Below are 22,204 nucleotides of genomic sequence, written 5' to 3' on the forward strand. Positions count from 1 at the left end.
TGATCAGCAGGTCGTCAGACGTTATATCCGTAATCAGGAAAAGGCCGACAAAGCTTCCGACTTTGCCGACCTCTTTAATCGTAGCTACTAACTTATAACAAAACCGCTTCTAGCGGTTCAAGCGCAGCGTTTCAAACCTCCACCTCTGGTGGAGGTCATGGCTTTTTCAACATACTTTGGCCGAACTCCGTTGCTTTTTGAGAGCATTTGGAAAACTCTTGCGCCTGCGCTCCGGCGCGTTTTCAAGACCAACAGGACGAAGACATATGAAGAAACTTGTCGCGGCAGGCGTTCTCAGTCTCGCAGCGGTGGCAGGCATGGTCGGGCCGATCAGTGCATCGCCGCTGTCGGGCCTGGTGAACGGCTTCCTGCCGCCCGATGGCGGCCGGTCGGCCAGGGGTGACGTGGTCCTCGCGCAGGCCATGGATCCGCGCGTCGGCCAGCTCGAGGAGGAGATCCGCTCGCTCAACGGCCGGATCGAGGAAATGAGCTTCCAGCTCCTGCAGATGCAGGAACAGATCCGCAAGGCGCAGGAAGACAACGAGTACCGCTTCCAGGAACTCGAAAGCGGCAAGGCGAAGGGCCAGAGCGGCGCGCTCGAAAAGCCCGTCAACGGCGGCACGGCCGACGAACAGATCGCCTCGAACAGGCTTCCGGCGGATTCGTCCGCCGGGGGCGTCACGCCGGACGCCGGCACCGGCGCCGGCGCGCTGCCGCAGGAGCTGGGCTCGATCCGCTTCGACGAGAACGGCAACCCGGTCGGCGCCGACGTCAATCCCGGCCTCGACAACGAGAGCGCCTCGCTCGGCAACGAGCTGCCCGGCGTCGACACCGGCCTGCCGCAGGCCTCGCAGCAGGCGACGGCCTCGCTCGACAATCCCGACGACATCTACCAGGCCGCCTACGGCCACGTGCTGTCCGGCGACTACCAGCTCGCCGAGCGCGAGTTCCGCGACTATCTCGACATCTTCCCGAACGGCGACAAGGCGGCCGACGCGACCTTCTGGCTCGGCGAGGCGCAATATTCCCAGGGCAATTTCAACGAGGCGGCGAAGACCTTCCTCAACGCCCACCAGGCCTACGGCAAGTCGAAGAAGGCGCCGGAAATGCTTCTGAAGCTCGGCATGTCGCTCGCCGCGCTCGACAACCGCGAGACCGCCTGCGCCACGCTGCGCGAGGTCAACAAGCGCTATCCCAACGCGTCCAAGGCCGTGAAGAGCAAGGTCTCGTCCGAACAGAGCCGGCTGTCCTGCTGACGTCCTCCGCAACCGACGGCAGCGTCGCCGCGGCGGCCGACCGTTTCCTTTCCCGTTTCCGGCGCCCCGTCAAGTTTCTCCTCGCCGTTTCCGGCGGCAGCGATTCGACCGGGCTTCTCGTGGCGCTCGCCACGCTCGTCGCGACCGGGCGCTACCCGGGCATCTCCCTTGCCGCCTGCACCGTCGACCATGCGCTGCGCCCGCGATCGGCGGACGAGGCCCGCGCCGTCGCGGCTCTCTGCGCACGCTACGGCATTCCCCATTCCGTTCGCCGCTGGGACGGCCCGAAGCCCGTTACCGGCCTCCAGGCCGCGGCGCGGACGAAGCGCTACGACCTTCTTCTCGATGCCGCCGCCGGGCATGGCGCGGATGCGATCCTGACGGCCCACACCGGCGACGACCAGCGCGAGACGATCGCCATGCGCGCCGGCCGCGCCGCCGGGGGCGTCGGCTTGTCCGGCATGGCGGATGCCGTGCTGCTCGGCGGCCGGGTCTGGCTGTTCCGGCCGCTCCTGTCGGTGGACCGGGCGGAGATCCGGCGCTTTCTGGAAAGCGCGGGGGAGGAATGGATCGACGATCCGAGCAATGCCAATCCCCGTTTCGAGCGCGTGCGCGTCCGCGAAGGCCGGCCGGAGGCGATGGCGGAGGCCGTCGACCGGCTCGCCCTGTCGCGGCGGGCGGCGGAGTTCCTCGACGCCCATGTGCGGGCGCTTTCGCCGCTGCTCTTCCTGCTGCCGCCCGAGGGCATCGCGACAGCGCTTGCCGATCCCGCCGCATGGCGCGGGCTGATGCTGCTCGCGGCGACGACCGGCGGCCGCGTCCATGCGCCGGAGACGGCCTCGGCCGACCGCATCCGCACCTTTCTCGCCGACGGCACATTGTCGCGGCTGACGGCCGGCCGGGTCGTGTTCGACCGGCGGCGGGCGGGGCTCTTCCTCTACCGCGAGCGCCGGGGGATCGAGCCGCTCGTGCTTCCGGCCGGCGGGACGGCGACCTGGGACGGACGGCTGGGCGTCGCCAATCGCGGCTCCCGCCCGCTCGTCGTCTCGGCGGCGGGAGCCACGATCGATCCGGCACTCCGCGGTGCGGCCCGCCGGGCGGCCGAGGCCGCGCCGCGGTTCGGCTTTGCGGACGGCGGCCCGGCGCCGGCGGACCGCTTCACCGTGGAACCGCTGATTGCGCCCTATGCGCGCTTCCTGCCGGGATTCGACCTGCCGGTCGCCCAGGCGCTCGCCCGCCTCCTCGGCCGCGCGCCCTTTCCCTCTCCGCCGAACGGATGAGGGCGGCGGGCGGCGCTTTGTGGTAGGATGAATGAAACTGCGCCGCCGGCCGTTGACGATGTTGACGAGAAATGCCGGTGCGCCGCGTGCTTTGCCTTGGCAAGGCCATGCCGCGACCCTATGTTAGCCGAGAATGAAGCGGTCGGGAGAACCCGGCCCGGAAAGTGCCCGGAAAGCCCGATGAACCCCAACTTCCGCAATTTCGCCCTGTGGGCGATCATCGCCCTCCTGCTGATCGCGCTGTTCAGCATGTTCCAGACGAGCCCGGCCCAGACCGGCTCGCGCGAAATCCCCTATTCGCAGTTCCTCAAGGAGGTCGATTCGAACAGGGTCAAGGAAGTGGTGATCACCGGCAACAAGGTCGTCGGCAGCTATGTCGAGACGGGCGCCACCTTCCAGACCTACAAGCCGGACGGCGACACCGCGCTGATGCCGCGCCTCGAGGCGAAGAACGTCGTCATCAACGCCCGGCCGGAGACGGACGGCTCGTCCGGGTTCCTGAGCTATATCGGCACGCTCCTGCCGATGCTCCTGATCCTCGGCGTCTGGCTGTTCTTCATGCGGCAGATGCAGGGCGGCTCGCGCGGCGCCATGGGCTTCGGCAAGTCGAAGGCGAAGCTGCTCACCGAGGCGCACGGCCGCGTCACCTTCGCCGACGTCGCCGGCGTCGACGAGGCCAAGCAGGACCTCGAAGAAATCGTGGAATTCCTGCGCGATCCCCAAAAGTTCCAGCGGCTCGGCGGGCGCATCCCGCGCGGCGTGCTGCTCGTCGGCCCGCCCGGCACCGGCAAGACGCTGCTCGCCCGCTCCGTCGCCGGCGAGGCGAACGTGCCCTTCTTCACCATCTCGGGCTCCGACTTCGTGGAGATGTTCGTCGGCGTGGGTGCCTCCCGTGTCCGCGACATGTTCGAGCAGGCGAAGAAGAACGCGCCCTGCATCATCTTCATCGACGAGATCGACGCCGTCGGCCGCCATCGCGGCGCAGGGCTCGGCGGCGGCAACGACGAGCGCGAGCAGACGCTGAACCAGCTTCTGGTGGAAATGGACGGCTTCGAGGCGAACGAGGGCATCATCCTCATCGCCGCCACCAACCGGCCCGACGTGCTCGACCCGGCGCTGCTTCGCCCCGGCCGCTTCGACCGGCAGGTCGTCGTGCCGAACCCGGACATCGTCGGCCGCGAGCGCATCCTCAAGGTGCACGTGCGCAACGTGCCGCTCGCCCCGAACGTCGACCTCAAGGTGCTCGCCCGCGGCACGCCGGGCTTCTCCGGCGCGGACCTCATGAACCTCGTCAACGAGGCGGCGCTGATGGCGGCGCGGCGCAACAAGCGCCTCGTCACCATGCAGGAATTCGAGGACGCCAAGGACAAGATCATGATGGGCGCGGAGCGCCGCTCCTCGGCGATGACCGAGGCGGAGAAGAAGCTCACCGCCTATCACGAGGCGGGCCACGCCATCGTCGCGCTCAACGTGCCGGCGGCCGACCCGCTGCACAAGGCGACGATCATCCCGCGCGGACGCGCGCTCGGCATGGTCATGCAGCTTCCCGAGGGCGACCGCTACTCGATGAGCTACAAGTGGATGGTCTCGCGGCTCGCCATCATGATGGGCGGGCGCGTCGCCGAGGAGATCACCTTCGGCAAGGAGAACATCACGTCCGGCGCCTCCTCCGACATCGAGCAGGCGACCAAGCTCGCCCGCGCCATGGTGACGCAGTGGGGCTTTTCCGACCAGCTCGGCCAGGTCGCCTATGGCGAGAACCAGCAGGAGGTGTTCCTCGGCCATTCGGTGGCGCAGCAGAAGAACGTCTCCGAGGCGACCGCGCAGAAGATCGACAACGAGATCCGCCGGCTGATCGACGAGGCCTATGCCGAGGCCAAGCGCATCATCACCGAGCAGCACCACGAATTCGTGGCGCTCGCCGAGGGCCTGCTCGAATACGAGACGCTGACCGGCGACGAGATCAAGGCGCTGATCCGCGGCGAGAAGCCGGCGCGCGACCTCGGCGACGACACGCCGCCGCACCGCGGCTCGGCCGTGCCGAAGGCCGGCCACAAGAAGGGCGGCGAGCCCGAGGGTGGGCTGGAGCCGCAGCCGCAATAGCCGATCCTGCTCACGGAATGCGGAAGCGGCCGGGAAATATTCCCGGCCGTTTTCTTTCGGTAACGGGCTGTAATGATTTCTGATGCTTCAATGGATGCTCTCGGCCGCGTTTTGTGGCAGAGAAAAGCGTCCGTATGTCTCCGAGCGCCCCCGGGGAGGGGCGGTTTAACGTTAAGACCATACGGCGACGCCCTGTGTTGCGGCCCCCTTCACGCATCGTGTATGACGCGGGTCAGCAGGCAGGCGGGGATCGGGCGCAGCGCCGGCGGTTTTCAGGAGTGAACATGAAGCGTCGTTATTTCGGTACGGACGGGATCCGGGGGCAATCCAATCTCTTTCCCATGACGCCGGACCTCGCCATGCGGGTGGGGATCGCCGTGGGCACGATCTTCCGCCGCGGGGCGCACCGCCATCGCGTCGTCATCGGCAAGGACACGCGGCTTTCCGGCTACATGCTGGAGAACGCCATGGTGGCCGGCTTCACGGCCGCGGGCATCGACGCATTCGTGCTCGGTCCCATCCCGACGCCCGCCGTCGCCATGCTGACGCGCTCGCTGCGCGCGGATATCGGCGTGATGATCTCCGCTTCGCACAATCCCTTCGAGGACAACGGCATCAAGCTGTTCGGCCCGGACGGCTACAAGCTTTCGGACGACCTGGAGGCCGAGATCGAGGACCTGCTCGACAAGGACATCGCCGGCCAGCTCGCGAAATCGTCGGAGATCGGCCGGGCCAAGCGCGTCGACGGCGTGCACGACCGCTATATCGAGCACGCCAAGCGCACGCTGCCGCGCGACGCCTCGCTCACCGGCCTGCGCGTGGCGATCGACTGCGCCAACGGGGCCGCCTATCGCGTGGCGCCCGCCGTGCTGTGGGAGCTCGGCGCGGACGTGGTGACGATCGGCGACGAGCCGGACGGCCTCAACATCAACCTCGAATGCGGCTCGACCCATCCGGCCGCGCTGCAGCGCAAGGTGCACGAGGTGCGCGCCGACATCGGCATCGCGCTCGACGGCGACGCCGACCGCGTGCAGATCGTCGACGAGAACGGCAAGATCATCGACGGCGACCAGCTGATGGCCGTGATCGCCGAGACCTGGGCGGCCGACGGCCTGCTCAAGGGCGACGGCATCGTCGCGACCGTCATGTCGAACCTCGGCCTCGAGCGCGCCCTGAAGGAGAGGGGCCTCGGCCTCGAGCGCACCAAGGTCGGCGACCGCTACGTGGTCGAGCGCATGCGCCAGGGCGACTACAATGTCGGCGGCGAGCAGTCCGGCCACATCGTCCTTTCCGATTTCGGCACGACCGGCGACGGCCTCGTCGCCGCGCTCCAGGTGCTCGCCTGCGTCAAGCGCAGCGGCCGGCCGGTGAGCGAGGTCTGCAACCGCTTCGAGCCGGTGCCGCAGGTGCTCAAGAACGTTCGCATCCAGGCCGGCAAGCCGCTGGAGGACGCGATCGTGCGCCAGGCGATCACGGAGGCGGAGGCGGCGCTCGCCGGTTCCGGCCGCCTGCTCATCCGCCCGTCCGGCACCGAGCCGCTGATCCGCGTCATGGCGGAGGGCGACGACCGGGACCAGGTGGAGCGCATCGTCGACGAGCTGGTCGGCGTCATCGGCGCGGTCCGCAACGCGGCCTGAGCGGCAGGATCGGCAAGTTCGCGAGGGCCGGAGCGAACGCCCCGGCCTTTGTCGTTCAAGTAAAACTTAACCGCGGTCGTAAACGGATTTTAACAAATACGGTAAATTTTCGTAGTTAATCGCACCTTAACCTTTCCACTGCATTATCCATGCCTGATCGAGGGACTTGGAATCCGGCGTGCCGGGCGTGCCAAGCGAAAAGCTATCGGAGTCAGGCCATGAGGAAAGTTTTGAGTGGCGTCGCAGCCGTCCTGCTCGCGGGCACGTCGGCCCACGCGGCAGATCTATACCAGCCGGAAGTCATCGAGGCGCCGCCGGTGCAGCAGGTCGCGATCGAGACGGGCGGCTGGTACCTGCGCGGCGACATGGGCTATTCCGTCAACAAGCTGCGCGGCGCCCGCTTCTTCCAGGGCAGCAACGGCACCATGGAACAGTTCGACACGGCGAAGCTCAAGAACGGCTTCACGATCGGCGGCGGCGTCGGCTACCAGATCAACGACCACCTGCGCACGGACGCCACGCTCGACTACATGTTCAAGAGCGACTTCCGCGGCTCGACCTCGGGCGGCTGCGGCGTTGCCGTCGCCTGCACCTCGACGGACGTTTCCTCGCTGACGGCCCTCAGCCTGCTCGCCAACGCCTATGTCGACATCGGCACCTACGGCATCGTCACGCCCTATGTCGGCGGCGGTATCGGCGGCACCTACGTGCGCTGGGACGATCTCCGCAACACGTCCTGCGACGATACGGACCCGACCAACTGCGACCCGACGGTCACGCATGGCGGCAAGAAGAGCTGGCGCTTCACCTATGCGCTGATGGCCGGCGCCTCGATCGACGTCACCTGCAACCTCAAGGCCGACGTCGGCTACCGTTTCCGCCACGTCACCAAGGGCGACATGTTCGGCTACCGGATGAACGGCGGTCCCGGCTACGACAGGGGCTACTACAGCCACGAGGCACGGGCCGGCCTGCGCTATGCCTTCAACGGCTGCGACCAGCAGGCCTATATCCCGCCGGCCGATATCCCGATCAGCGAGCCGGTCTACAAGTAAGCCGACAGCACCACCGGTTTTCGAGGGGCCGCCCGCAAGGGCGGCCTTTCCGCGTTCGGGGGCGCCGCCGCTTAACGGTTTCTTCATTCCTTAAGATTTATGGTTAACGAAGGGTGTCCTCTATCCGGCCGCCCGTCGTGCAACCGTCCGGGCCAAGTCCGGCTTCAGGGGAACAGGACCATGCTTCGCCAGTGGGGAATTCTCGGCGTCGCCCTTCTTGCGGGCTGCGTCGCCACGGCCGCCGCGGCGGCGGACTTCGAGATCATCGACGCACCGGAGATCAGGCTCGGCGGCGCTTCGGTCGCGCAGGGCTGGTACATCCGCGGCGATCTCGGCTATGCGGGCTGGGTGAAGGGCGGCAAGCCGTCCTATACCGTCTACCAGCCGGGCGGCACGGTCTTCTCCACGGAGACCTTCGACACCGCGCGCTTTTCCGAGCCCTTCTCCTACGGCGCCGGCATGGGCTACCAGTTCAACAATTTTCTGCGCGCCGACCTGACCACCGATTTCTTCAGCGGCAAGCTCAGCGGCCGCTCCGACGTTGCGCTGCCGTGCAGCGCCGCCGAGCCGGCCGGCACGGAATGCGGCTTCAACCACAAGGCGGGCTACAGCGCCATCAACGTCATGGCGAACGGCTATGTCGACCTTGGCACCTTCGCGGGCTTCACGCCCTATGTCGGCGCCGGCGCCGGCGTCACGAACCTGCGCTGGGACGACCTGAAGAGCACGCCCTACTGCATCGACGGCAGCGCGGCCTGCTCCGGCACGACCTATGCCAGCGGCACGCTGCCCGGCTACGACAGCTGGCGCTTCACCTATGCCCTGATGGCCGGCGCCTCCTACGACATCACCGAGCGCGTCAAGCTAGACCTCGGCTACCGTTTCACCGACATCGACGGCGGCAAGACCTTCGGCTACGGCGCGGCCGAACGCGGCTGGGGCGCCTCGGGCGCCAAGGGCCATGACGAGGGCTTCCAGAAGCACGAGATCCGCGCGGGCATCCGCATCACGACCTGGTGATCCTCCCATTCATCGGTCCAGCACGGCGCGCCCGCTCACCCGGCGCGCCGTTTCCATTGCGCCGGATTATTTTTCGTTCGCGACATATTCGGCTTGACTCCGGGGCGCTGCTTCCATATCAGCGGCGGCGGGACACCCTTCCCCAACGAAGGCGGCGTTGTGCCTACCTAACGTTTTGATTTATCTCCTTTAATTCACGTTCATCATTGTCGCGTGTCTCTGACGTGTCAGTCAGGAGATTTGCAAGCCTTTTGTCCTCCTTCGCGTGCCCGTAGGTCTGGAAGACGTGTTGCGGCGATTTCCAGCCGCCCAGCTTGGCAACCGTGATCGGATCGACGCCCTTGTGTAGAAGGGTCGTAGCGAAGCCGTGTCGGCACGAATGGAACGATAGGGGCTTGTGCTTCTTCATGGCCCCGCGCCGGAGGACCTTGTTCCATTGCGGCTTCACCGTGTCGCGCGATGAGTATTTGAATACCTTCTCCTCCGGGTTCCTGTTGCTCTCGATATTGGCTATTGCAGCAACGAGAGCAGGCGGCATGTGAGCAACACGCTCTGATCCTATCTTGGTCTCCCTGATCAAGACCGTTGCCGACGACAGGTCTACATCTCTCCACAGAACCTCTACCGCTTCGCCGACGCGCGCGCCGGTCAGGAACATGAAGCAGCACAGTGCGCCGAGGTGCGCATTTGCATGCGCCATGAAATCCTGAACCCATCCCCATGTCGCCGGTGTCTTCTTCTTCGATACGACGGGGAATCGCTTCACCTTCAGATGAGGGCAAAGCTCCATCTCAGCCGCGAAGTTGATGATCGCCTGCGTCGGGGCTATGACCTGTCGATTGCGCGTTGCAGCGGAGGCTTTCGGATAGAGCGCAATCGCAGCCTTGTGGACGTGACCGGCCTTTATGTCCGAGACAAGCGTGTCCTGCCAGTAGTTCTCGATCTTCTCAAGGAAGCGCGTGGGTTTCTGCGCCTGGCGGTAGAGGATGGCGGCTTGGGCGAACGTCAGGACCGCTGCCGGTCCATCGAAATGACCTTTCCATTGCTTGTCTTCGAGATCCGAGACGAAGCGCTCGGCTGCTGCTTTCTTCGTAGTTCTTGTAGAGCCGCGAAGTCGCCGACCGGCAACCGTGCCCCGGTAGTGCCAGATTTTGCCGCGCTTGTAGAGGGTGAGGGGCATGGCCTACTGGCCTCCAGAATTGCGTCAATATCGGATTGCGTGAGGACCATTCGGTTTCCCAAAATCCTACACGCTCCAATTCCTCTGGCAAACTCCCTCAGCTTTCGCGGAGACCAGCCGACGTGAGAAGCCACTTGCTCGGGGGTGAACACATCGGGGAGTGCCGTCATTCTCGCGGCTCCTTCCTCGGCGTAGGGCGAAGGATTGGACGGGATGCCTGCTTGTGAAGGATTTCGGCCATGGCCTCCGTCTGATCCGATGAGTTGTCGAGCGTGAGGGTGACGCGGAATGGCTTGTATCCCATATCGCTCCAGCGCTGGACGAAGATAGGGAAATCACGGCTTGCGGCTTTCTCGGGTCCGACATGACGCCGCCAAGTATCTGCCGTGGTGGCGGCAAGACTGCTCTTTCCCATCGCGAGCTTCACGTCATCGGGCCAGTCGCTGGCGGCGATGATGTATCCGGTGTAAGCTGCTGTGCTCATCCCCGCTCCTTATCCAGTGCGTTGCGGCCGGCGGCTGTCCACCTGAAGTCCCTATTCTGACCGTCACCTCTGTATTCCAGCCAGCCTTTGCGCACGAAACGGTCATATGCCTTGCGCACAAAGGGTGGGTCGAAATTCGCCCACTCATTATCCGAGCCGGGCTCATGGGCCATTTCCGCTATGAATTCCTCTTCGAGGCTAGTCAGCTTCATTCGCTTTCTCCTCCAGAAAGTGCGTTGCGGGAGGAGGGGACGGTTCCAGAAGATGATGGGGCGGCAAGGATGCGCTCGCCGCGCTGGTGAAGCATCATCGCGAAATTGGCGACGTCGATAGGGTCACCCTTTTCGACGTGCTCGCGAAGCATCTGGGAAAGGAACAGAGCGGAGCAGGCCTCCTTGTCCTCCCATCCGCCGCGACCCTCGGCACGCTTCTTCGCCAGCTTCGCCTTCATCGCGATAGCAAAGCGATCAACGGCTATGGCGTCGGGGTGATTGCCTCCTATGGCCGATGGCAATCTGGCGGGGCTCGGAGATTTTTGCGGCACGCGAGGAAGATGCTTTTTCATTCCGCAGCTCCCGATTTAGCCGCGGCGTACCTCTTGCAGTCCTGCGCCGCCATTTCGTCACGGATTGCCCACCACTTCGGGCAAAGCCCCGTGGCGGCATCACCTGCGCTCTTGGCTTTCGGGCGGCCACAATCGGGGCAGGGCACCTCGACAGGTTTTTCGCGGACACGCGGCAAAGTGCCGAGCAGGTAGCAGTTCCATTTGACGCTTGCTTTTTCCCAGAAGGCGCGGGCCTTGTCCTCGTCATCGAACGTGGCGATGTCCTGCGATGGATCGTCAAAAAAAATGATGAATTGTCGCTTCGGCGCATTGCCGGGCTGGCACCAGATTTCCTGATGTTCGGTCATTCGGCGCACCCCTTCTGAGTAGTGACGGAACCGCTGCGCGTGGCGGCGAGGGCGGCGTCGGTCTCGTCCTGCGCCGCCTTGATGAATGCGCTTTGCGCGTCCCACATTGCGCGAGCTTCGTCATCAACGCGCATGGACCAATTGCCCTTAGCCCTCTCGCTATTCACGAGCGCAAGGCGGGTGTTGTAGGTCTCGGTGGCATCGACATATGCCTTACGGGCCGCGACGATCCGAGCGAAAGCCTCCGCGCTGTCCTCTCCTTCTCGGGAGATGGGTGGGGATTTCGGGCCAGAAAGTTCGAGCGCGGACTCCGGGTAGATCTGGACAGGGCCGTTTTCCACCGTATCCAACTGGACGCAGTAACCGGCCGGGGTTTGCGATGTGCTGTAGAATCCGACTACGCTGCCTTCCCACCATGATCCGCTGTGCTTGCGGACACGTTCGCCCATCTTGAACTTGCGGGGCTCTCCCGCCGGCACATCGACAAAGGCGGCGGTGAGAGCGGCGCGCATGGCCTTGGCGGGGATCATCACGTTCAGCGCGTCAGCCGCCAGCTGCGCGCGCTCGATCATCTCTTCAGTTACCTGCATTTTCACCTCCGAGGAGTGCGAGGTCGGCAATTTCTCCGCAGGTGGCGAGCGCCTTGTAGACTGAACGACCAATAGGTTCGTTGCTCTCCTTCGTTTCGGCGGAGATCATTTCGAGAGCCGTTCGCAACTCCGAAATCTTGTCCTCAAGTATGATGATGCGGTCGGAGTATTCTCCGCGTTTCATGGCGTGGATGTCCTTAAACGCCGTCATGTTCTCAAGTTGCTCGCGCAGCTCCGCATTCTCCCGCTGCAACGCCTCTGCCTGGCGGGCGATGGCGAGGACTTCACGCATGGCGACAGGGTTGCAGGCGGCGATGTAGGCGGCGTTGGCTCGATCCTCATATGGCAGCAGGTTTCCCTTCGATGCAGATGCGATAATCCGGGGCTCAGGGACTTTTTCACGCCATTTTCCATCATGGTGCTCAATGTCGTCGGCGTGCCAGACCATGTCGAAAGGACCAAGTATCCACTCTCCCGGCGTCACGCCTTCCATCGCCTTCTCTATTGCCTCTATGGCGGATACTGGGGAGGTCATAGCGGCACCCCGACTTTGCGGAACACGTTCTCGATCCGACCGCGCACCTTGCCAAAGGTCTGGCAGAGTTCGCCGTCACGCGTTCTAGCGCTGCCGTGGATGCGATTGAAGGCGAAGGCCAAGGCAGTGTACGCCTCGCGCAACGTGGCCAACGTTTCGTCGTGGGCATTGACGGCCTTCACGATCAGTTCGGCGTCAGCCGCGCGCGTATCGCAATTTGCTTGATAGTCCTCCTCGTCTTGAAGCGTGGTCGCCACAATCTGCCGGTCAGGCCCGAGGATAAGGGTTTCATCCGGCGAGTTGGTGTTCCACGGCGTCGGCGTATGCTTGACGTTCTCACCCATTGGAGGAGCCTTTCTGCTGAAGAGCGCGGAGGGTGGCGAGGCAGATGAAACGCGGTAGCATTTGCGGGACTTGGTGCCCTTCCCAGCCGCCGCGCTCGTACATAAGCTCCTTAGCCGCCGAGAGAATCGACATGCAGCGGCCCGGCAGCACTCGCTCTGCCAGAGATACGGCGGCGTCGATGGAGATGGTGTAGCGACCGATTACGTCCGATTTCAAGTAGTCGATTGACCACCATTCACGATCAGGAATGATGCCGAGTGCCATGGCAATCTCGGTATCCATTTTCCGGCTCGGCCCTTCCGCCGCTTCCAGTCGTGCGATGAGTGAGGACAGGTCGCTCATGCTTCACCGCCTGACTTGCCGATAGGGCAATTTCGCTCGGCTTGGCGTTCCTGATAGATCCAGTCGGGAGCAAGGGAGTGATTGATCGAATTCCCGCGAAGCGCATAGCGGTGGCGCGAGACGCTAACTTTGACGAAAGTCCGCACGCCGGGCTTGATGCTCGTATCGACCTTGTGAAGTACGGTTTGGTCGAGGCGAAGCAGGTGCTTCACCGGGTACGTCCGATAATGAGCGGAACGCCGCACGCAAAGCTCGTCCATTTCGGAAAGCGAGGAACTGTGATCGGCACTGAATGCGTGCCGCTGTCCGTCGTCAAAAAAGATCGTCGGGTTGGCATCACACCAGATGTAATTCAGATCATCGGTCAGGAAGCCGTCACTATGCCAGCCGGGGCGATTGCCGGGGTTCTCGGCCGTCGCCCACAGCGTTTTAGCCGTGAGATAGATATAGCTTTCGAACGCGCGGTCAGAGCAGTCCGACATTGCGGCGCTGACCAGTGGGTAGAATTGCTCAAGATTGGCTGGGAGAACCGGCGCTACGTGTCCTGCCAGTTTGATGGGGCAATACAGCCAGAACATCATCTCGACCGGGGAAAGATCGACAAGCCCGAGATCGATAGGGGGAGCGCCATAGATCGCGTCAGTCCGCTGCATGGCTGACCTCCTCGTAGATGTAGAGGCCAAGTTCCTGCTGGACGAAGACCGCGCAGAAGCCGATATACTTGATGTTGATGTCATCCGGGATTTTGCCGCCGCACTTGAAGGCCCAGAAATGGCGTTCCTCGTCTGGAACATCAGTGCGAACCTCTGCCCACAGCCAGAACATGCCACCCTGATCCGCCATGCGGATGATCTTCGCGCCGATCGGCAGGCGCATAGTGAAGCGCTCCAGCACCGGCATCTGGTATTTGTAGATGACCCTGCCTGACGCGTTGGACATCTTCTTGCCGCGCGTCTTCTCGTCCCACTGGTCGGACTGGAGGCCAGCGGTCCATGAATCATCAACGGGGACCGTCCCGCCGTCTTCTATCTTCTTGGTCATGCGGAATCCCTCGTAGGATAGCGTCCAGCGGCAGCGAGACCGGAAAGAATCCGTGCCGTTGCGCGCTCGGTTGCTTCGTATCGGTCGTAATCGTTGAAGATGCCGAAGAGCGTCAGCGCGAGAAGGTGCGGCTCTATGCCGATGCCCCTCCAGTACGCTTCCTCGTTCATGCTGTGCTGTCTGGCATGCTCTTCCGGGCAAAGGGGCAGCGCGAAACGATCCGGGGCTTTCGTGCCCTTCGCCCTTCCGTAGTGTCCGTGCCATGGAGAGGCATAGGATAGATGAGCCGCTTGCACTCCGGTCCTGCCGGTAACACAGCACGGCAGTTCGTGGAGCCACGCTAGATAGTCGGCACGCTTTGCCGGACGCTTCTTCGGCGGTTCGGGATCGCGCTGGAAATATGCGAGGTTGATGCGGGCCATCACACCCTCCTCAGGTCATCGAGGACGGCCTTGCGCATGTCCTTGCGGGCACGGCCGATGTCCTGGGTGCAGCCGCGCCGCTTGGCGATGGCATAGGCATCTGCCGCACGACGCCAGTTCGGGAGCTTGCGGAGCGTCGGATGGCTCTTGCGCCACCACCACATGATATCGCTGATGATGTGGGAGAGGGTCATGCTGCCTCCGATCTGGCGGTAGAACCGCGCTCGACGCCCAGCAGGTCATCAACGAAATCGAGAACATCGCTCTTGCTCTGCTGAAAATCCCGGTTGCCCATCGCCTTCATGGACTGGCTCTTCGCCGTCCATACGCGAACAACCGCCTCGCGGAAGGTGACGATGGCGTAATCGTCCATGGGCTTGATGAAAGCTGCCATCCGCTCAGCTTCGGCCTTGGACGCGCATACGATAGAGCGCTCATCGCGATATCCCTTATTGATCAAGGCCTTCTTTCGCAGATGCTCTACGGTCGGATACACTTCCAGAAGCTCATCCGGGAGGGACGCCCAAGCATTAGCGAGGCTGGCGAAGTAGTGGTTGTGGCTTGCTGTCGAGCGGTCGTGATGTTCGACCATGCGGTAGGTTTCACCGACCACAAAGCTCCTGTCCGCACGAGCGGCCCAGAAGCCGGAGACGGCGCGAAATTCGCCGTCTCCTTCATATCGAAGCGTGACAGGGGCGCTACTCATGACTAGCCCGCCATCAGCACGTTGTTACCGGCAATTTTGGCCTCAACCGCCTTTTTGAGGTAGGCAGCATCGCCGGGCGCGCGCGCCCAGAATTCGCGCAGAGGTTCCCGGTTCGCATCGCGCCACTTCGCAACCTTCTCCGGCGTCTCGTTCTTGATGAATTCCATCGCGCGGTCGGCAAGCTGTCCGACCGGAACATTCTCCAGCGTCCAGTTATCGCCCCAAGTGATGGTGATGGCGTCCTTGGCCCCGGCTACTTTGAGCCGGTGCTCTTCGCGCTCGTGCTCGACGATTTCCGTCGCGGAAAGGTCAAGCACCTTCGCGCGGTCCATTTCTTCCTCACCGTAAAGGCCGGTGAACTGTTCCGGCCACCCGGCGCGAAGAGCCTGCATCTCGGCGCACTTCGAAATCATGAGCCTGGGCATGCGGCACCAGTTGCCCGAGCTATCGAGAACCTTCTTTCCGCTCGGCTTCCGCTTCCCAGCCTCCTGGTCGTAGACCCATTCGTCAGATACGGGCGCAAACTCTTCCCAGAATGCTTGGCCGACAACCTCGTACCAGTCGCTGGTCTTCGGGTCCTGCTTCCAGAGATAGACCGTTGCCGAAACGATGCCCTGAGGGTTGAGCGGCGAAATCATCGCCTTGTCCGTTTCGTATGTCGTCGGCTTGGACGCAGCACGATAATCACCGCAGCGCTGCGCAATGACACGCTGACCGTCGCGAGTGATGATGATCGTCAGCTTTCGCTTGTCGGGCTTGTCCTTAGCGAACACCATCGGGATGATCTGGCCGAGGAATGGATCCAGTCCCTTGGCGCGCGCCACCTCCATAAAAAGATTGAATTCGTCGGCGTTGCAGTCCTTCGCGACGGTGTCCTTGACGAGCGCGATTTGTTTCGGAGACAAGTCAAATTTCGTGAGGGCGCTCATGTCACTTCCTCCGCAGCGTCAGGCTGTAACTGCCGTTGTCGAGCGTGGCGCCGGCGACGGTCTTGTTTTCCTTGAGGTCGGAAAGTAGGGTTTTCTTGTCGAGCTTCGGCGCGGGTCGCTCCTGCTCGATCCAATAGTCGGCGGGAATGTCCGCTTCATTCGTGATGATGAGGCCCGGCGCGCGCTTCGATAGTGTGATGGTGGCGGTCGGCAGCCGAAGCGTCGTTTGCTCTGTCGCAATCATCGCCTGTTCGATGGCGGCGCGGATACGGTCGTTCCGCTTCTTCGTTGCCGAAACGCGGCCCTGAATTTGTTCGATCTTGGCTTCGCCACCTGCAATGAGAACGTCGTTCTCATCGATTTCGTTCAGCGCCTCGCCAATGGCTTCGAGAAGGTCTGTCTCGCCCTCGATGGTGTCAGCGATCAGATCAACGTCATCGCCGTCTCCGCCGGCGCGAATGTTTGCCAGAAGTTTTTTGGCGGCTTCGGTGTTGCGCGCGATCATGTGTTCGGCGGGTGACATCAAACCCTCCCTGCAATTTCATAAGCCCGCTCCACCCGAGCAAGGCTGTGATCCGCTATGATGATGATCCCGGCGACAATCGAGGCGAGGACAGCAAGTCCAAGTGCTCCTCGGTTGGCGGAGTGGTTGAGGCGGGAGAGGATGGTGTAGGTGTCCATCGCCGCTACTCCTTTTGGTGGATAGTTGGTGGTCAGCGGCCGAACTGCTGGCGATGATTGAGAGTGCCGTGGCCGCGGGCCGTGAAGGCGAGACCGTTCTCGACGGTGAAATCGGAACACCAGTCGTCCCAGGCTTGCGAGGTTCGGACATAGGCCGGAAGCTGATCCTCGTCTTCGGGAGAGCCACGGAAGGTGCGGAGCCATTCGGCGGCAAACTCTTCCGTGACATCTTCAGCCGTCAGCGTGTCGAGATCGAAGCGGAGGTAGGAGACCGCGTTGTCCATCGTCAGACGGGTGACGGCATGGCGGATGTTCTCGTAGACCTTGCCGTGGCGCTCGCCTTCCTCGAAATAGAAACCGGTCGAGGTCGCGAGCTTGATCATGATCGTCTCGCGCGAGGTGCAGAACTGAGTGCGGTGCATTCCCCATTCTCCTCATCTTCCCGAAGCCAGAGGGCTTGTCGGTGGGTATGGGGAGACTATGCGTTATGCATAAATCAAAGTCAACATGAATTATGCGAAAAGCATAACCTTTCTTGCCCCGCCCGCCAAACCTGCTAGAATCACCAACGCAAGAAGCCCCCGCGTGAGCGAGGGCTTCGAGGTCAGAGCAGCACTTTCAGGATGGCGGCGATGCCGAAGAGGCAAGGAGCCAGATTGATCGTGATGGTGACACGGATCGTGGTTCTCTTCCACATGGGTTAAGCCCTCGATCCCGTGCGCACGGAACCAGAAGGTTTCGTGTGACATGCGTGATGAACGGAAAAGCCGCCGTTCGCACGATTACCGGCCCGCCTCTGGGTGTGCGCACACCTTTTGGCGGCCCCGTGTCGGCTCCCGATTCCTGATCCGGTTGTCCCGGTAGGGTTCCATAGCAGGATCGGGCACAGGCAGCGGACTACCGGCGTGGATTCTCCGATTGCCAAATCGGGACCACGCCGGGGCCGCATCGGAATACAATCATCGATAGGGCAGGGAGTCCATCGCACGCAAAAAGCCCGCCGGTGAGGGCGGGCCGGGACAGATTGTCTTGGTTAAGGCGAGCCTAGCCTTGTTTATACTGAAAGTGCTCCGTTAGTTCGACAATCTTAATGTCGAAAGTCCGGCGCATCGATGAAACGAGAGAGCCTACAACAGATGGCTTGAAAACAGATACCCCGAGGGCGAACGGCAAACTCGCGAGCCCAATTATAAAGGCCGGGAAAGTGCAAGCGAATACGAGCATGAACATCGGGAAAGCATTGAACAATCCCACGGATATGGAATGATGCATGAGCCGCGAGGAAGTCTCTGATCCCCACCATGCCCCCGTTGCCGGGTCTGCCCCAGATAGCTTCGCAATGCGGGCCGCTAGGTTTTTTTCATAGTCATCGCTAACCCTGTTTAATCGTCCGGCGCGAAAAGCCGAGATCATGCGAGGGACAATAGTCAACGAAGCCGTAAACAAGGCGGGAATATGGTTCAACTTCAGAAGCTTCCCATAGGCGGCCTGGGTGAATGCGAAGTCAACCCACGCTCTATCTCCAGCACTAGATTGGGGATGCGCGACAATCGTCTCAGCAAGCTTCACCATTCTGGAGAAATGGTATCGTCGCACACAGAGAAATGAGGCGTAATTCATGCCTATGAAGATTAGGCCATATAGAGCGATTTGCCCTGCTTCCATCACGTTTCTCCAGAGCCTTCCAAAACCCTACGTCGAGCGGCCTCGATTTCACTGGTCTCGATACGTGCCACTTCACCTATTAAAAACGATATCGCGTGAACCGCAACTGCGACGGCTGCCGCAGCCCTATTATTCTCAAAGTACGTCTGCAGTTGGCCGTACCTGCCGAGAAACCACGATATCGACACTACCCCGCCAGCGTACACACCGATATGGGCGAAATACCTATATAGTATTCCGTCTTTCGAAAAAAAATTCACGAATTCCCCTCGATAGCTCGCCCTCTGCGCGAGGGATCCCTGTGATCACAATATCGCGATTCTGCTCACGCACAAGAGAAAGCGACTCTCATAACGTGCATTCGCTACATCTTGTAGCCGTTAACGAGTGTGACTATTTTCCTAATTATGTTCTTGTTTCGTTCTCGATTTGGAGTCATGCTTAGCCCAGCTTCAAGCGTACAGGGAGAACGAACATGGCAGCGTATTTTGTGGTTCAGTCCTACACGTCCGGCAAGAACGGCATGACGGCCGACGCGCCGATCCAGGCGCAAAGCATCCTGCATGCCCGTCGAGTGGCGGAGCGCCTGGCGGAGCGCAAGCCGATGGTCCTTGCGTTCACGCGAGACGGGAATCCCAAAACGGGGGACTATGGAGAACCAAAGTTGATCTTCGCACACGGCAACAATCTGCCGGAGGAAGTCAACGAGATGGAGCGGGTGTAGGGAGGCCGTCGACGTGGCTATCATCCATCAGGTCAGACGGAAGTACGCGAATAAGACCGAGGAGACCGTTGGGGAGCTGATCAACTTTGCAGGTGCGGTTTCCTCAACCGATCCGATGGGAATCATCAAGAAGAAGGCGGCAGAAGTGGCAGATATTATGTCGATTTTGCACGGTGGCGATTGGAGGGTAGAGATTGATCACGATAAGCGCTTTGTTCTGATCGCGCCGTGCCTGCCTTCTGGACGAAAGTCTCTATGAGGCCAAAGGCTATCTCAAGTTGAGATTCATGCACTCCGAAGCCGAGGAGGGCTGATTTCAGGATGGAGGCCGGGGTGTCGGAATTGCTGACGCTCCGGCCTCGCTCTGTCGGCCCCTCTCCCGCGCCGCGAAGAAGCCAATCCAGGGACACCTTATAACGCCGGGCATACTTCTCAGCTGCCCGTACGACACCTCTGCTCCCATTCTCGTGAGCTGCATAGGTTGGATACTTCATACCGAGCGCTGCCGCAGCTTGTGCCGCCGTATCAAAACCGGCGTTCTTCCGCGCTATTTTCAGGCGCTCGCCTACAGCGATGTCATCAATGTCATCCATACGCATGCGTTTCGCATAAATATCTATGCGTTAGGCATTGACGTTTATCTATGCGTAACGCATAATGGCGTCATGACAAGCGCAATCGACATAAAATCCTTGAGGGAATGCCGAGGCTGGAGCCAGCAGGAGCTGGCCGAGCATCTCGGCGTTGACCAGGCGACGGTTTCTAGGCTTGAGCGAGGTGCAGAGCCGAGCGGCCCTGTGGCAAAGCTTCTCCGCCTCATCAGCGCGTCTCCCGCACAACGCCCCGACATCTTCGGCCACCGCCCGGAGGGTGAGCGATGAGCTCCGAGACTGTCCTCCTCATCGTGATAAATTGCGCAAACCTCTGGTTCTGCCTTTGCCTTCTCGCCGCACAGAACGTGCGCCGCAAGATGCTCGACGCCATGAGCGATATGCTCGTTACGGCTCAGGCTCGCCGCGTTGGTGGGCTCCTTGATGATTTCGAGAAAGTCTCTCTGCTTCGGCATGCCGTCCACTACGTTTTCCTCCTCAACGCCATGAGGCTGTATTCGCCACATCTTCGCGCGCTCGTAGGTGCCGCATGAGCACCAACACCAAAGCCTCCCCAGCCGAATTCGTAAAGACGGCCGAACAAGTCGTTGATCGGATTTCGAGGACGCACATATGGCAAGGCGACTGTGTGGCCGATGTCGCCAAAGCCATCCACGACGCCGTTATGGCGGAGAGGGAGCGGTGCGCCCGTTTGATCGAGGAAGGATATGAGCGCGGCATAGCGACTAAGCGCGATAGATGCGCGCACAGCAAATTCGAATGGGAGGACTGCGACGAATGCGCAGTCGCCGCCATCCGCGCCGCACCGAAGGCGGAGGGCTGAGACATGAGTGCTGACGCCAAGCTGAAAGCCTACATCGATCGCATCCTTCGTTGCCGCGAGGCCGAGGACGCGGCCAAGGAGGATACGAAGGCCGTCTATGCCGAGCTCGCGGGCGATGGCTACGAGAAGGCCATCGTCGGACAGGTCGTCACGTTCCTGCGCAAGCGCGAAAAGGACAGCGATAAGGTTGCCGAACAGTCGGCCAAGTTCGACCTGTATCTGGAAGCCTACGAGCGCCCCTCGCACGCGCATACGCGTGAGGACCGCTCCGACGCCGGCCTGAATATCCTCACCAAGCACACTGAAATCACAGCTTCGGACGGCGCTTCCCCCGCCGTTCGCCAACTCGCTGGCAGCGCGCGAGACGAAGAAAGCGCTGCATCCTATTCCGAGATGGACCGCGCCACGGAAGGCTCTTTCGAGACCGGAAGTGAGGCAGCGGAAAAGGGGCGCAAGGCAATCCCGGCTGGACCGGAAGGCGCTGACCTGAACCATGCTGGAGCCGGTGAAAGCCCGGCAACCGATCAACCTCTCGTAGGAGGCGATCATGAAGTAACCGGCATCGCGTCGCGCGAACGGGATATGGACCCGACCTCGAACACAGGGGAGGGTGCCGCCTGCGCTCTCCCCGATATCTCCGGCGTCACCATGGAATACGTGCCGCCGTGCGGCATGAAGCGCCCGCCGTTCGCGCAGTGCTTCCCGGATCTGTCCAAAGCCGATTACGACAAGCTGGAGCGGGATATTGCCGCCAATCGTGTCAAGGCTCCGATCATCCGCAAGGGTGACGTCATCCTTGACGGCTGGAACCGGTACACCATCGCCCGCAAGTACGGCATGGATTACCCCGTCCGAGAATACACCGGGACCGACGTGCTCCTCGACGTGATCGAGTGGCAGCGCGCGTCTCGCCATTTCACCCCGGCACAGGAAAAGAAGATTGCCGCCGATTTGGCGAAGGAAATCCCGCACCGCGCCGACGATATCTTCGCCGCCTTCAGGCTGGCGGAAGCTCTGGAGGCTGCTCAATGAGGTGGCTCGACAATCTGAAGGCGCGCTATCGCTGGTCATGGGTTGGCACGGTCGAAGGGAAGTCGATCCTCGTCGATGATTCCGGCAAGATGGTAAAGGGCGGGGACCGATCCAGTTACTGGAACCTCTATGTTCGAGGCGACGGGAAGCGCCGCGCCGCCCTGATTGCTGACAGCTACTCGGATTCTCGCGCCGCCAGAGTAGCCCGTGCAGAGGTCCGGGCATGGGAAAACGGTGGTCCGCTTCCGGACCTCTACAAATCGCCATCTCCGCCCCGTCCGAAACCGTCGCTGGTCGTCTTCCCAGGCGGAAGGGATGGTGCCGCATGAACTCCCAATCCTCCATCGAACATCATCATGGCCTCCAAGAGAGCAGGGCGGATGTCTATGCGGTTGAGGTCGCGAACGGCATCCCGCTCCCGACCGATCAGTTCGATCGCGCCGTTATGCTCCACGTCGAGCGCGGCGGCGTCCGCTCCAACCAGGCTCGCCCGAGGAAAGCAGCATGACGCCTCTCGTTGCCCTTTCCATTGCCTGCGCGGCCTTCATCGTGGGTTTCTCTGCGGGCCTCGGGGCCTTCGCTCTTGCCTGGCAGATCCTCGCTCCGAAGATTCCCGAGGAAGACAATTCCGGCGCTGTCGAAGGCGCCTATCCACTCGATCAGTCCGGCTCCTCCTCCCCCGGTTGATCGACGGGAGGCGCGGCTACCCTCCTCCCGGCTGCGCCTCCCACCCTCAATTTCGGAAGTCCCTGCTTGATGCGCAACACGACTGCGCGCGCAGGGACGCCGAGATGAACGAACGAGGACGCCGAAGCCGAGGAAACCCCGGCG

34 protein-coding genes and 1 pseudogene are annotated in these 22,204 nt (G+C 62.1%); 16 read left to right on the forward strand and 19 right to left on the reverse strand.

The genetic code is table 11. The features are described 5' to 3' along the window. The 7 genes and pseudogenes from NNZ72_RS25620 to NNZ72_RS22185 form a co-directional block, all read left to right on the forward strand. Nucleotides 1-91, forward strand: a pseudogene (locus tag NNZ72_RS25620) (IS200/IS605 family transposase); the annotation flags it as partial. Between the two features lie 175 nt (nt 92-266). After that, a complete protein-coding gene (ybgF, locus tag NNZ72_RS22160; protein WP_257317860.1) occupies nt 267-1,256 on the forward strand; it encodes a tol-pal system protein YbgF in 990 nt (329 codons plus the stop codon). Next, nucleotides 1,253-2,536 carry a tRNA lysidine(34) synthetase TilS gene (tilS, locus tag NNZ72_RS22165; protein ID WP_257317928.1) on the forward strand — a complete coding sequence of 428 codons (1,284 nt, stop codon included), beginning with the start codon at nt 1,253-1,255 and terminating at the stop codon, nt 2,534-2,536. The genes ybgF and tilS overlap by 4 nt, the downstream gene beginning before the upstream one ends. 180 nt (nt 2,537-2,716) lie before the next feature. Beyond that, on the forward strand, nt 2,717-4,639 hold the full coding sequence (gene ftsH, locus NNZ72_RS22170) for an ATP-dependent zinc metalloprotease FtsH (protein ID WP_257317861.1): 1,923 nt from the start codon (nt 2,717-2,719) through the stop codon (nt 4,637-4,639). A gap of 284 nt (nt 4,640-4,923) precedes the next feature. Beyond that, a complete protein-coding gene (gene glmM, locus NNZ72_RS22175; RefSeq protein WP_257317862.1) occupies nt 4,924-6,276 on the forward strand; it encodes a phosphoglucosamine mutase in 1,353 nt (450 codons plus the stop codon). Nucleotides 6,277-6,494: 218 nt separating this feature from the next. After that, nucleotides 6,495-7,331, forward strand: coding sequence for an outer membrane protein (locus tag NNZ72_RS22180; RefSeq protein WP_257317863.1), 837 nt, complete (start codon nt 6,495-6,497; stop codon nt 7,329-7,331). Between the two features lie 180 nt (nt 7,332-7,511). After that, complete coding sequence (locus NNZ72_RS22185) at nt 7,512-8,351, forward strand: outer membrane protein (RefSeq protein ID WP_257317864.1); 840 nt, start codon at nt 7,512-7,514, stop codon at nt 8,349-8,351. A gap of 163 nt (nt 8,352-8,514) precedes the next feature. On the opposite strand, the gene NNZ72_RS22190 is transcribed toward NNZ72_RS22185, so the two are convergent. The 19 genes from NNZ72_RS22190 to NNZ72_RS22280 all read right to left on the reverse strand — a co-directional run bounded on the left by NNZ72_RS22190 (nt 8,515) and on the right by NNZ72_RS22280 (nt 18,183). Then, nucleotides 8,515-9,531 (reverse strand): tyrosine-type recombinase/integrase, encoded by a 1,017-nt coding sequence (locus NNZ72_RS22190; protein WP_257317865.1) that lies wholly within the window; start codon nt 9,529-9,531, stop codon nt 8,515-8,517. 166 nt (nt 9,532-9,697) lie between these two features. Further along, the gene (locus NNZ72_RS22195) at nt 9,698-10,015 is read right to left on the reverse strand and encodes a hypothetical protein (protein WP_257317866.1); all 318 of its coding nucleotides are present in this window, start codon (nt 10,013-10,015) and stop codon (nt 9,698-9,700) included. Then, nucleotides 10,012-10,227, reverse strand: a complete 216-nt coding sequence (locus tag NNZ72_RS22200; protein ID WP_257317867.1) for a hypothetical protein — start codon at nt 10,225-10,227, stop codon at nt 10,012-10,014. Before NNZ72_RS22200 ends, NNZ72_RS22195 begins: the two co-directional genes overlap by 4 nt. Continuing rightward, a complete protein-coding gene (locus tag NNZ72_RS22205) occupies nt 10,224-10,580 on the reverse strand; it encodes a hypothetical protein (protein ID WP_257317868.1) in 357 nt (118 codons plus the stop codon). Before NNZ72_RS22205 ends, NNZ72_RS22200 begins: the two co-directional genes overlap by 4 nt. Then, a complete protein-coding gene (locus NNZ72_RS22210; protein ID WP_257317869.1) occupies nt 10,577-10,927 on the reverse strand; it encodes a hypothetical protein in 351 nt (116 codons plus the stop codon). The genes NNZ72_RS22205 and NNZ72_RS22210 overlap by 4 nt, the downstream gene beginning before the upstream one ends. Beyond that, the gene (locus NNZ72_RS22215; protein ID WP_257317870.1) at nt 10,924-11,517 is read right to left on the reverse strand and encodes a hypothetical protein; all 594 of its coding nucleotides are present in this window, start codon (nt 11,515-11,517) and stop codon (nt 10,924-10,926) included. Before NNZ72_RS22215 ends, NNZ72_RS22210 begins: the two co-directional genes overlap by 4 nt. Beyond that, on the reverse strand, nt 11,504-12,010 hold the full coding sequence (locus NNZ72_RS22220; RefSeq protein ID WP_257317871.1) for a hypothetical protein: 507 nt from the start codon (nt 12,008-12,010) through the stop codon (nt 11,504-11,506). Before NNZ72_RS22220 ends, NNZ72_RS22215 begins: the two co-directional genes overlap by 14 nt. 38 nt (nt 12,011-12,048) lie before the next feature. Further along, a complete protein-coding gene (locus tag NNZ72_RS22225; RefSeq protein ID WP_257317872.1) occupies nt 12,049-12,396 on the reverse strand; it encodes a hypothetical protein in 348 nt (115 codons plus the stop codon). Next, the gene (locus NNZ72_RS22230) at nt 12,389-12,739 is read right to left on the reverse strand and encodes a hypothetical protein (protein WP_257317873.1); all 351 of its coding nucleotides are present in this window, start codon (nt 12,737-12,739) and stop codon (nt 12,389-12,391) included. The genes NNZ72_RS22225 and NNZ72_RS22230 overlap by 8 nt, the downstream gene beginning before the upstream one ends. Beyond that, nucleotides 12,736-13,392: a hypothetical protein gene (locus tag NNZ72_RS22235; RefSeq protein WP_257317874.1), complete on the reverse strand. Its 657-nt coding sequence runs from the start codon at nt 13,390-13,392 to the stop codon at nt 12,736-12,738. The genes NNZ72_RS22230 and NNZ72_RS22235 overlap by 4 nt, the downstream gene beginning before the upstream one ends. After that, on the reverse strand, nt 13,379-13,780 hold the full coding sequence (locus NNZ72_RS22240) for a DUF7352 domain-containing protein (protein ID WP_257317875.1): 402 nt from the start codon (nt 13,778-13,780) through the stop codon (nt 13,379-13,381). The genes NNZ72_RS22235 and NNZ72_RS22240 overlap by 14 nt, the downstream gene beginning before the upstream one ends. Next, nucleotides 13,777-14,202 (reverse strand): DUF968 domain-containing protein, encoded by a 426-nt coding sequence (locus NNZ72_RS22245; RefSeq protein WP_257317876.1) that lies wholly within the window; start codon nt 14,200-14,202, stop codon nt 13,777-13,779. The genes NNZ72_RS22240 and NNZ72_RS22245 overlap by 4 nt, the downstream gene beginning before the upstream one ends. Further along, nucleotides 14,202-14,396, reverse strand: coding sequence for a hypothetical protein (locus NNZ72_RS22250; RefSeq protein WP_257317877.1), 195 nt, complete (start codon nt 14,394-14,396; stop codon nt 14,202-14,204). Before NNZ72_RS22250 ends, NNZ72_RS22245 begins: the two co-directional genes overlap by 1 nt. Next, nucleotides 14,393-14,908, reverse strand: a complete 516-nt coding sequence (locus tag NNZ72_RS22255; RefSeq protein ID WP_257317878.1) for a hypothetical protein — start codon at nt 14,906-14,908, stop codon at nt 14,393-14,395. The genes NNZ72_RS22250 and NNZ72_RS22255 overlap by 4 nt, the downstream gene beginning before the upstream one ends. Nucleotides 14,909-14,910: 2 nt before the next feature. After that, a complete protein-coding gene (gene bet, locus NNZ72_RS22260) occupies nt 14,911-15,837 on the reverse strand; it encodes a phage recombination protein Bet (protein WP_257317879.1) in 927 nt (308 codons plus the stop codon). Between the two features lies 1 nt (nt 15,838). Then, entirely contained in the window at nt 15,839-16,360 is a 522-nt protein-coding gene (locus NNZ72_RS22265; RefSeq protein WP_257317880.1) for a siphovirus Gp157 family protein, read from the reverse strand. Further along, the gene (locus NNZ72_RS22270; RefSeq protein WP_257317881.1) at nt 16,360-16,518 is read right to left on the reverse strand and encodes a hypothetical protein; all 159 of its coding nucleotides are present in this window, start codon (nt 16,516-16,518) and stop codon (nt 16,360-16,362) included. The genes NNZ72_RS22265 and NNZ72_RS22270 overlap by 1 nt, the downstream gene beginning before the upstream one ends. A 32-nt stretch (nt 16,519-16,550) precedes the next feature. Continuing rightward, the gene (locus NNZ72_RS22275; RefSeq protein ID WP_257317882.1) at nt 16,551-16,940 is read right to left on the reverse strand and encodes a hypothetical protein; all 390 of its coding nucleotides are present in this window, start codon (nt 16,938-16,940) and stop codon (nt 16,551-16,553) included. Between the two features lie 622 nt (nt 16,941-17,562). Then, the gene (locus NNZ72_RS22280; protein WP_257317883.1) at nt 17,563-18,183 is read right to left on the reverse strand and encodes a hypothetical protein; all 621 of its coding nucleotides are present in this window, start codon (nt 18,181-18,183) and stop codon (nt 17,563-17,565) included. A gap of 475 nt (nt 18,184-18,658) precedes the next feature. On the opposite strand from NNZ72_RS22280, the gene NNZ72_RS22285 reads away from it, so the two are divergent. From NNZ72_RS22285 to NNZ72_RS22320, 9 genes are all read left to right on the forward strand, one after another. After that, a complete protein-coding gene (locus NNZ72_RS22285) occupies nt 18,659-18,907 on the forward strand; it encodes a hypothetical protein (protein ID WP_257317884.1) in 249 nt (82 codons plus the stop codon). Between the two features lie 13 nt (nt 18,908-18,920). Next, nucleotides 18,921-19,166: a hypothetical protein gene (locus tag NNZ72_RS22290; protein WP_257317885.1), complete on the forward strand. Its 246-nt coding sequence runs from the start codon at nt 18,921-18,923 to the stop codon at nt 19,164-19,166. Nucleotides 19,167-19,572: 406 nt separating this feature from the next. Beyond that, a complete protein-coding gene (locus NNZ72_RS25560) occupies nt 19,573-19,788 on the forward strand; it encodes a helix-turn-helix domain-containing protein (protein ID WP_371747809.1) in 216 nt (71 codons plus the stop codon). Beyond that, on the forward strand, nt 19,785-20,051 hold the full coding sequence (locus NNZ72_RS22295; protein WP_257317886.1) for a hypothetical protein: 267 nt from the start codon (nt 19,785-19,787) through the stop codon (nt 20,049-20,051). Before NNZ72_RS25560 ends, NNZ72_RS22295 begins: the two co-directional genes overlap by 4 nt. After that, the gene (locus tag NNZ72_RS22300; RefSeq protein ID WP_257317887.1) at nt 20,048-20,341 is read left to right on the forward strand and encodes a hypothetical protein; all 294 of its coding nucleotides are present in this window, start codon (nt 20,048-20,050) and stop codon (nt 20,339-20,341) included. The genes NNZ72_RS22295 and NNZ72_RS22300 overlap by 4 nt, the downstream gene beginning before the upstream one ends. A gap of 3 nt (nt 20,342-20,344) precedes the next feature. Beyond that, nucleotides 20,345-21,373, forward strand: coding sequence for a GapR family DNA-binding domain-containing protein (locus NNZ72_RS22305; protein WP_257317888.1), 1,029 nt, complete (start codon nt 20,345-20,347; stop codon nt 21,371-21,373). Further along, the gene (locus NNZ72_RS22310) at nt 21,370-21,702 is read left to right on the forward strand and encodes a hypothetical protein (RefSeq protein WP_257317889.1); all 333 of its coding nucleotides are present in this window, start codon (nt 21,370-21,372) and stop codon (nt 21,700-21,702) included. Before NNZ72_RS22305 ends, NNZ72_RS22310 begins: the two co-directional genes overlap by 4 nt. Continuing rightward, the gene (locus tag NNZ72_RS22315) at nt 21,699-21,881 is read left to right on the forward strand and encodes a hypothetical protein (RefSeq protein WP_257317890.1); all 183 of its coding nucleotides are present in this window, start codon (nt 21,699-21,701) and stop codon (nt 21,879-21,881) included. Before NNZ72_RS22310 ends, NNZ72_RS22315 begins: the two co-directional genes overlap by 4 nt. Beyond that, nucleotides 21,878-22,060 carry a hypothetical protein gene (locus NNZ72_RS22320; RefSeq protein WP_257317891.1) on the forward strand — a complete coding sequence of 61 codons (183 nt, stop codon included), beginning with the start codon at nt 21,878-21,880 and terminating at the stop codon, nt 22,058-22,060. The genes NNZ72_RS22315 and NNZ72_RS22320 overlap by 4 nt, the downstream gene beginning before the upstream one ends. Nucleotides 22,061-22,204: the final 144 nt, after the last annotated feature.

Origin of the sequence: Shinella pollutisoli (assembly GCF_024609765.1) — a bacterium.
Taxonomy (GTDB): Bacteria; Pseudomonadota; Alphaproteobacteria; order Rhizobiales; family Rhizobiaceae; genus Shinella; species Shinella pollutisoli.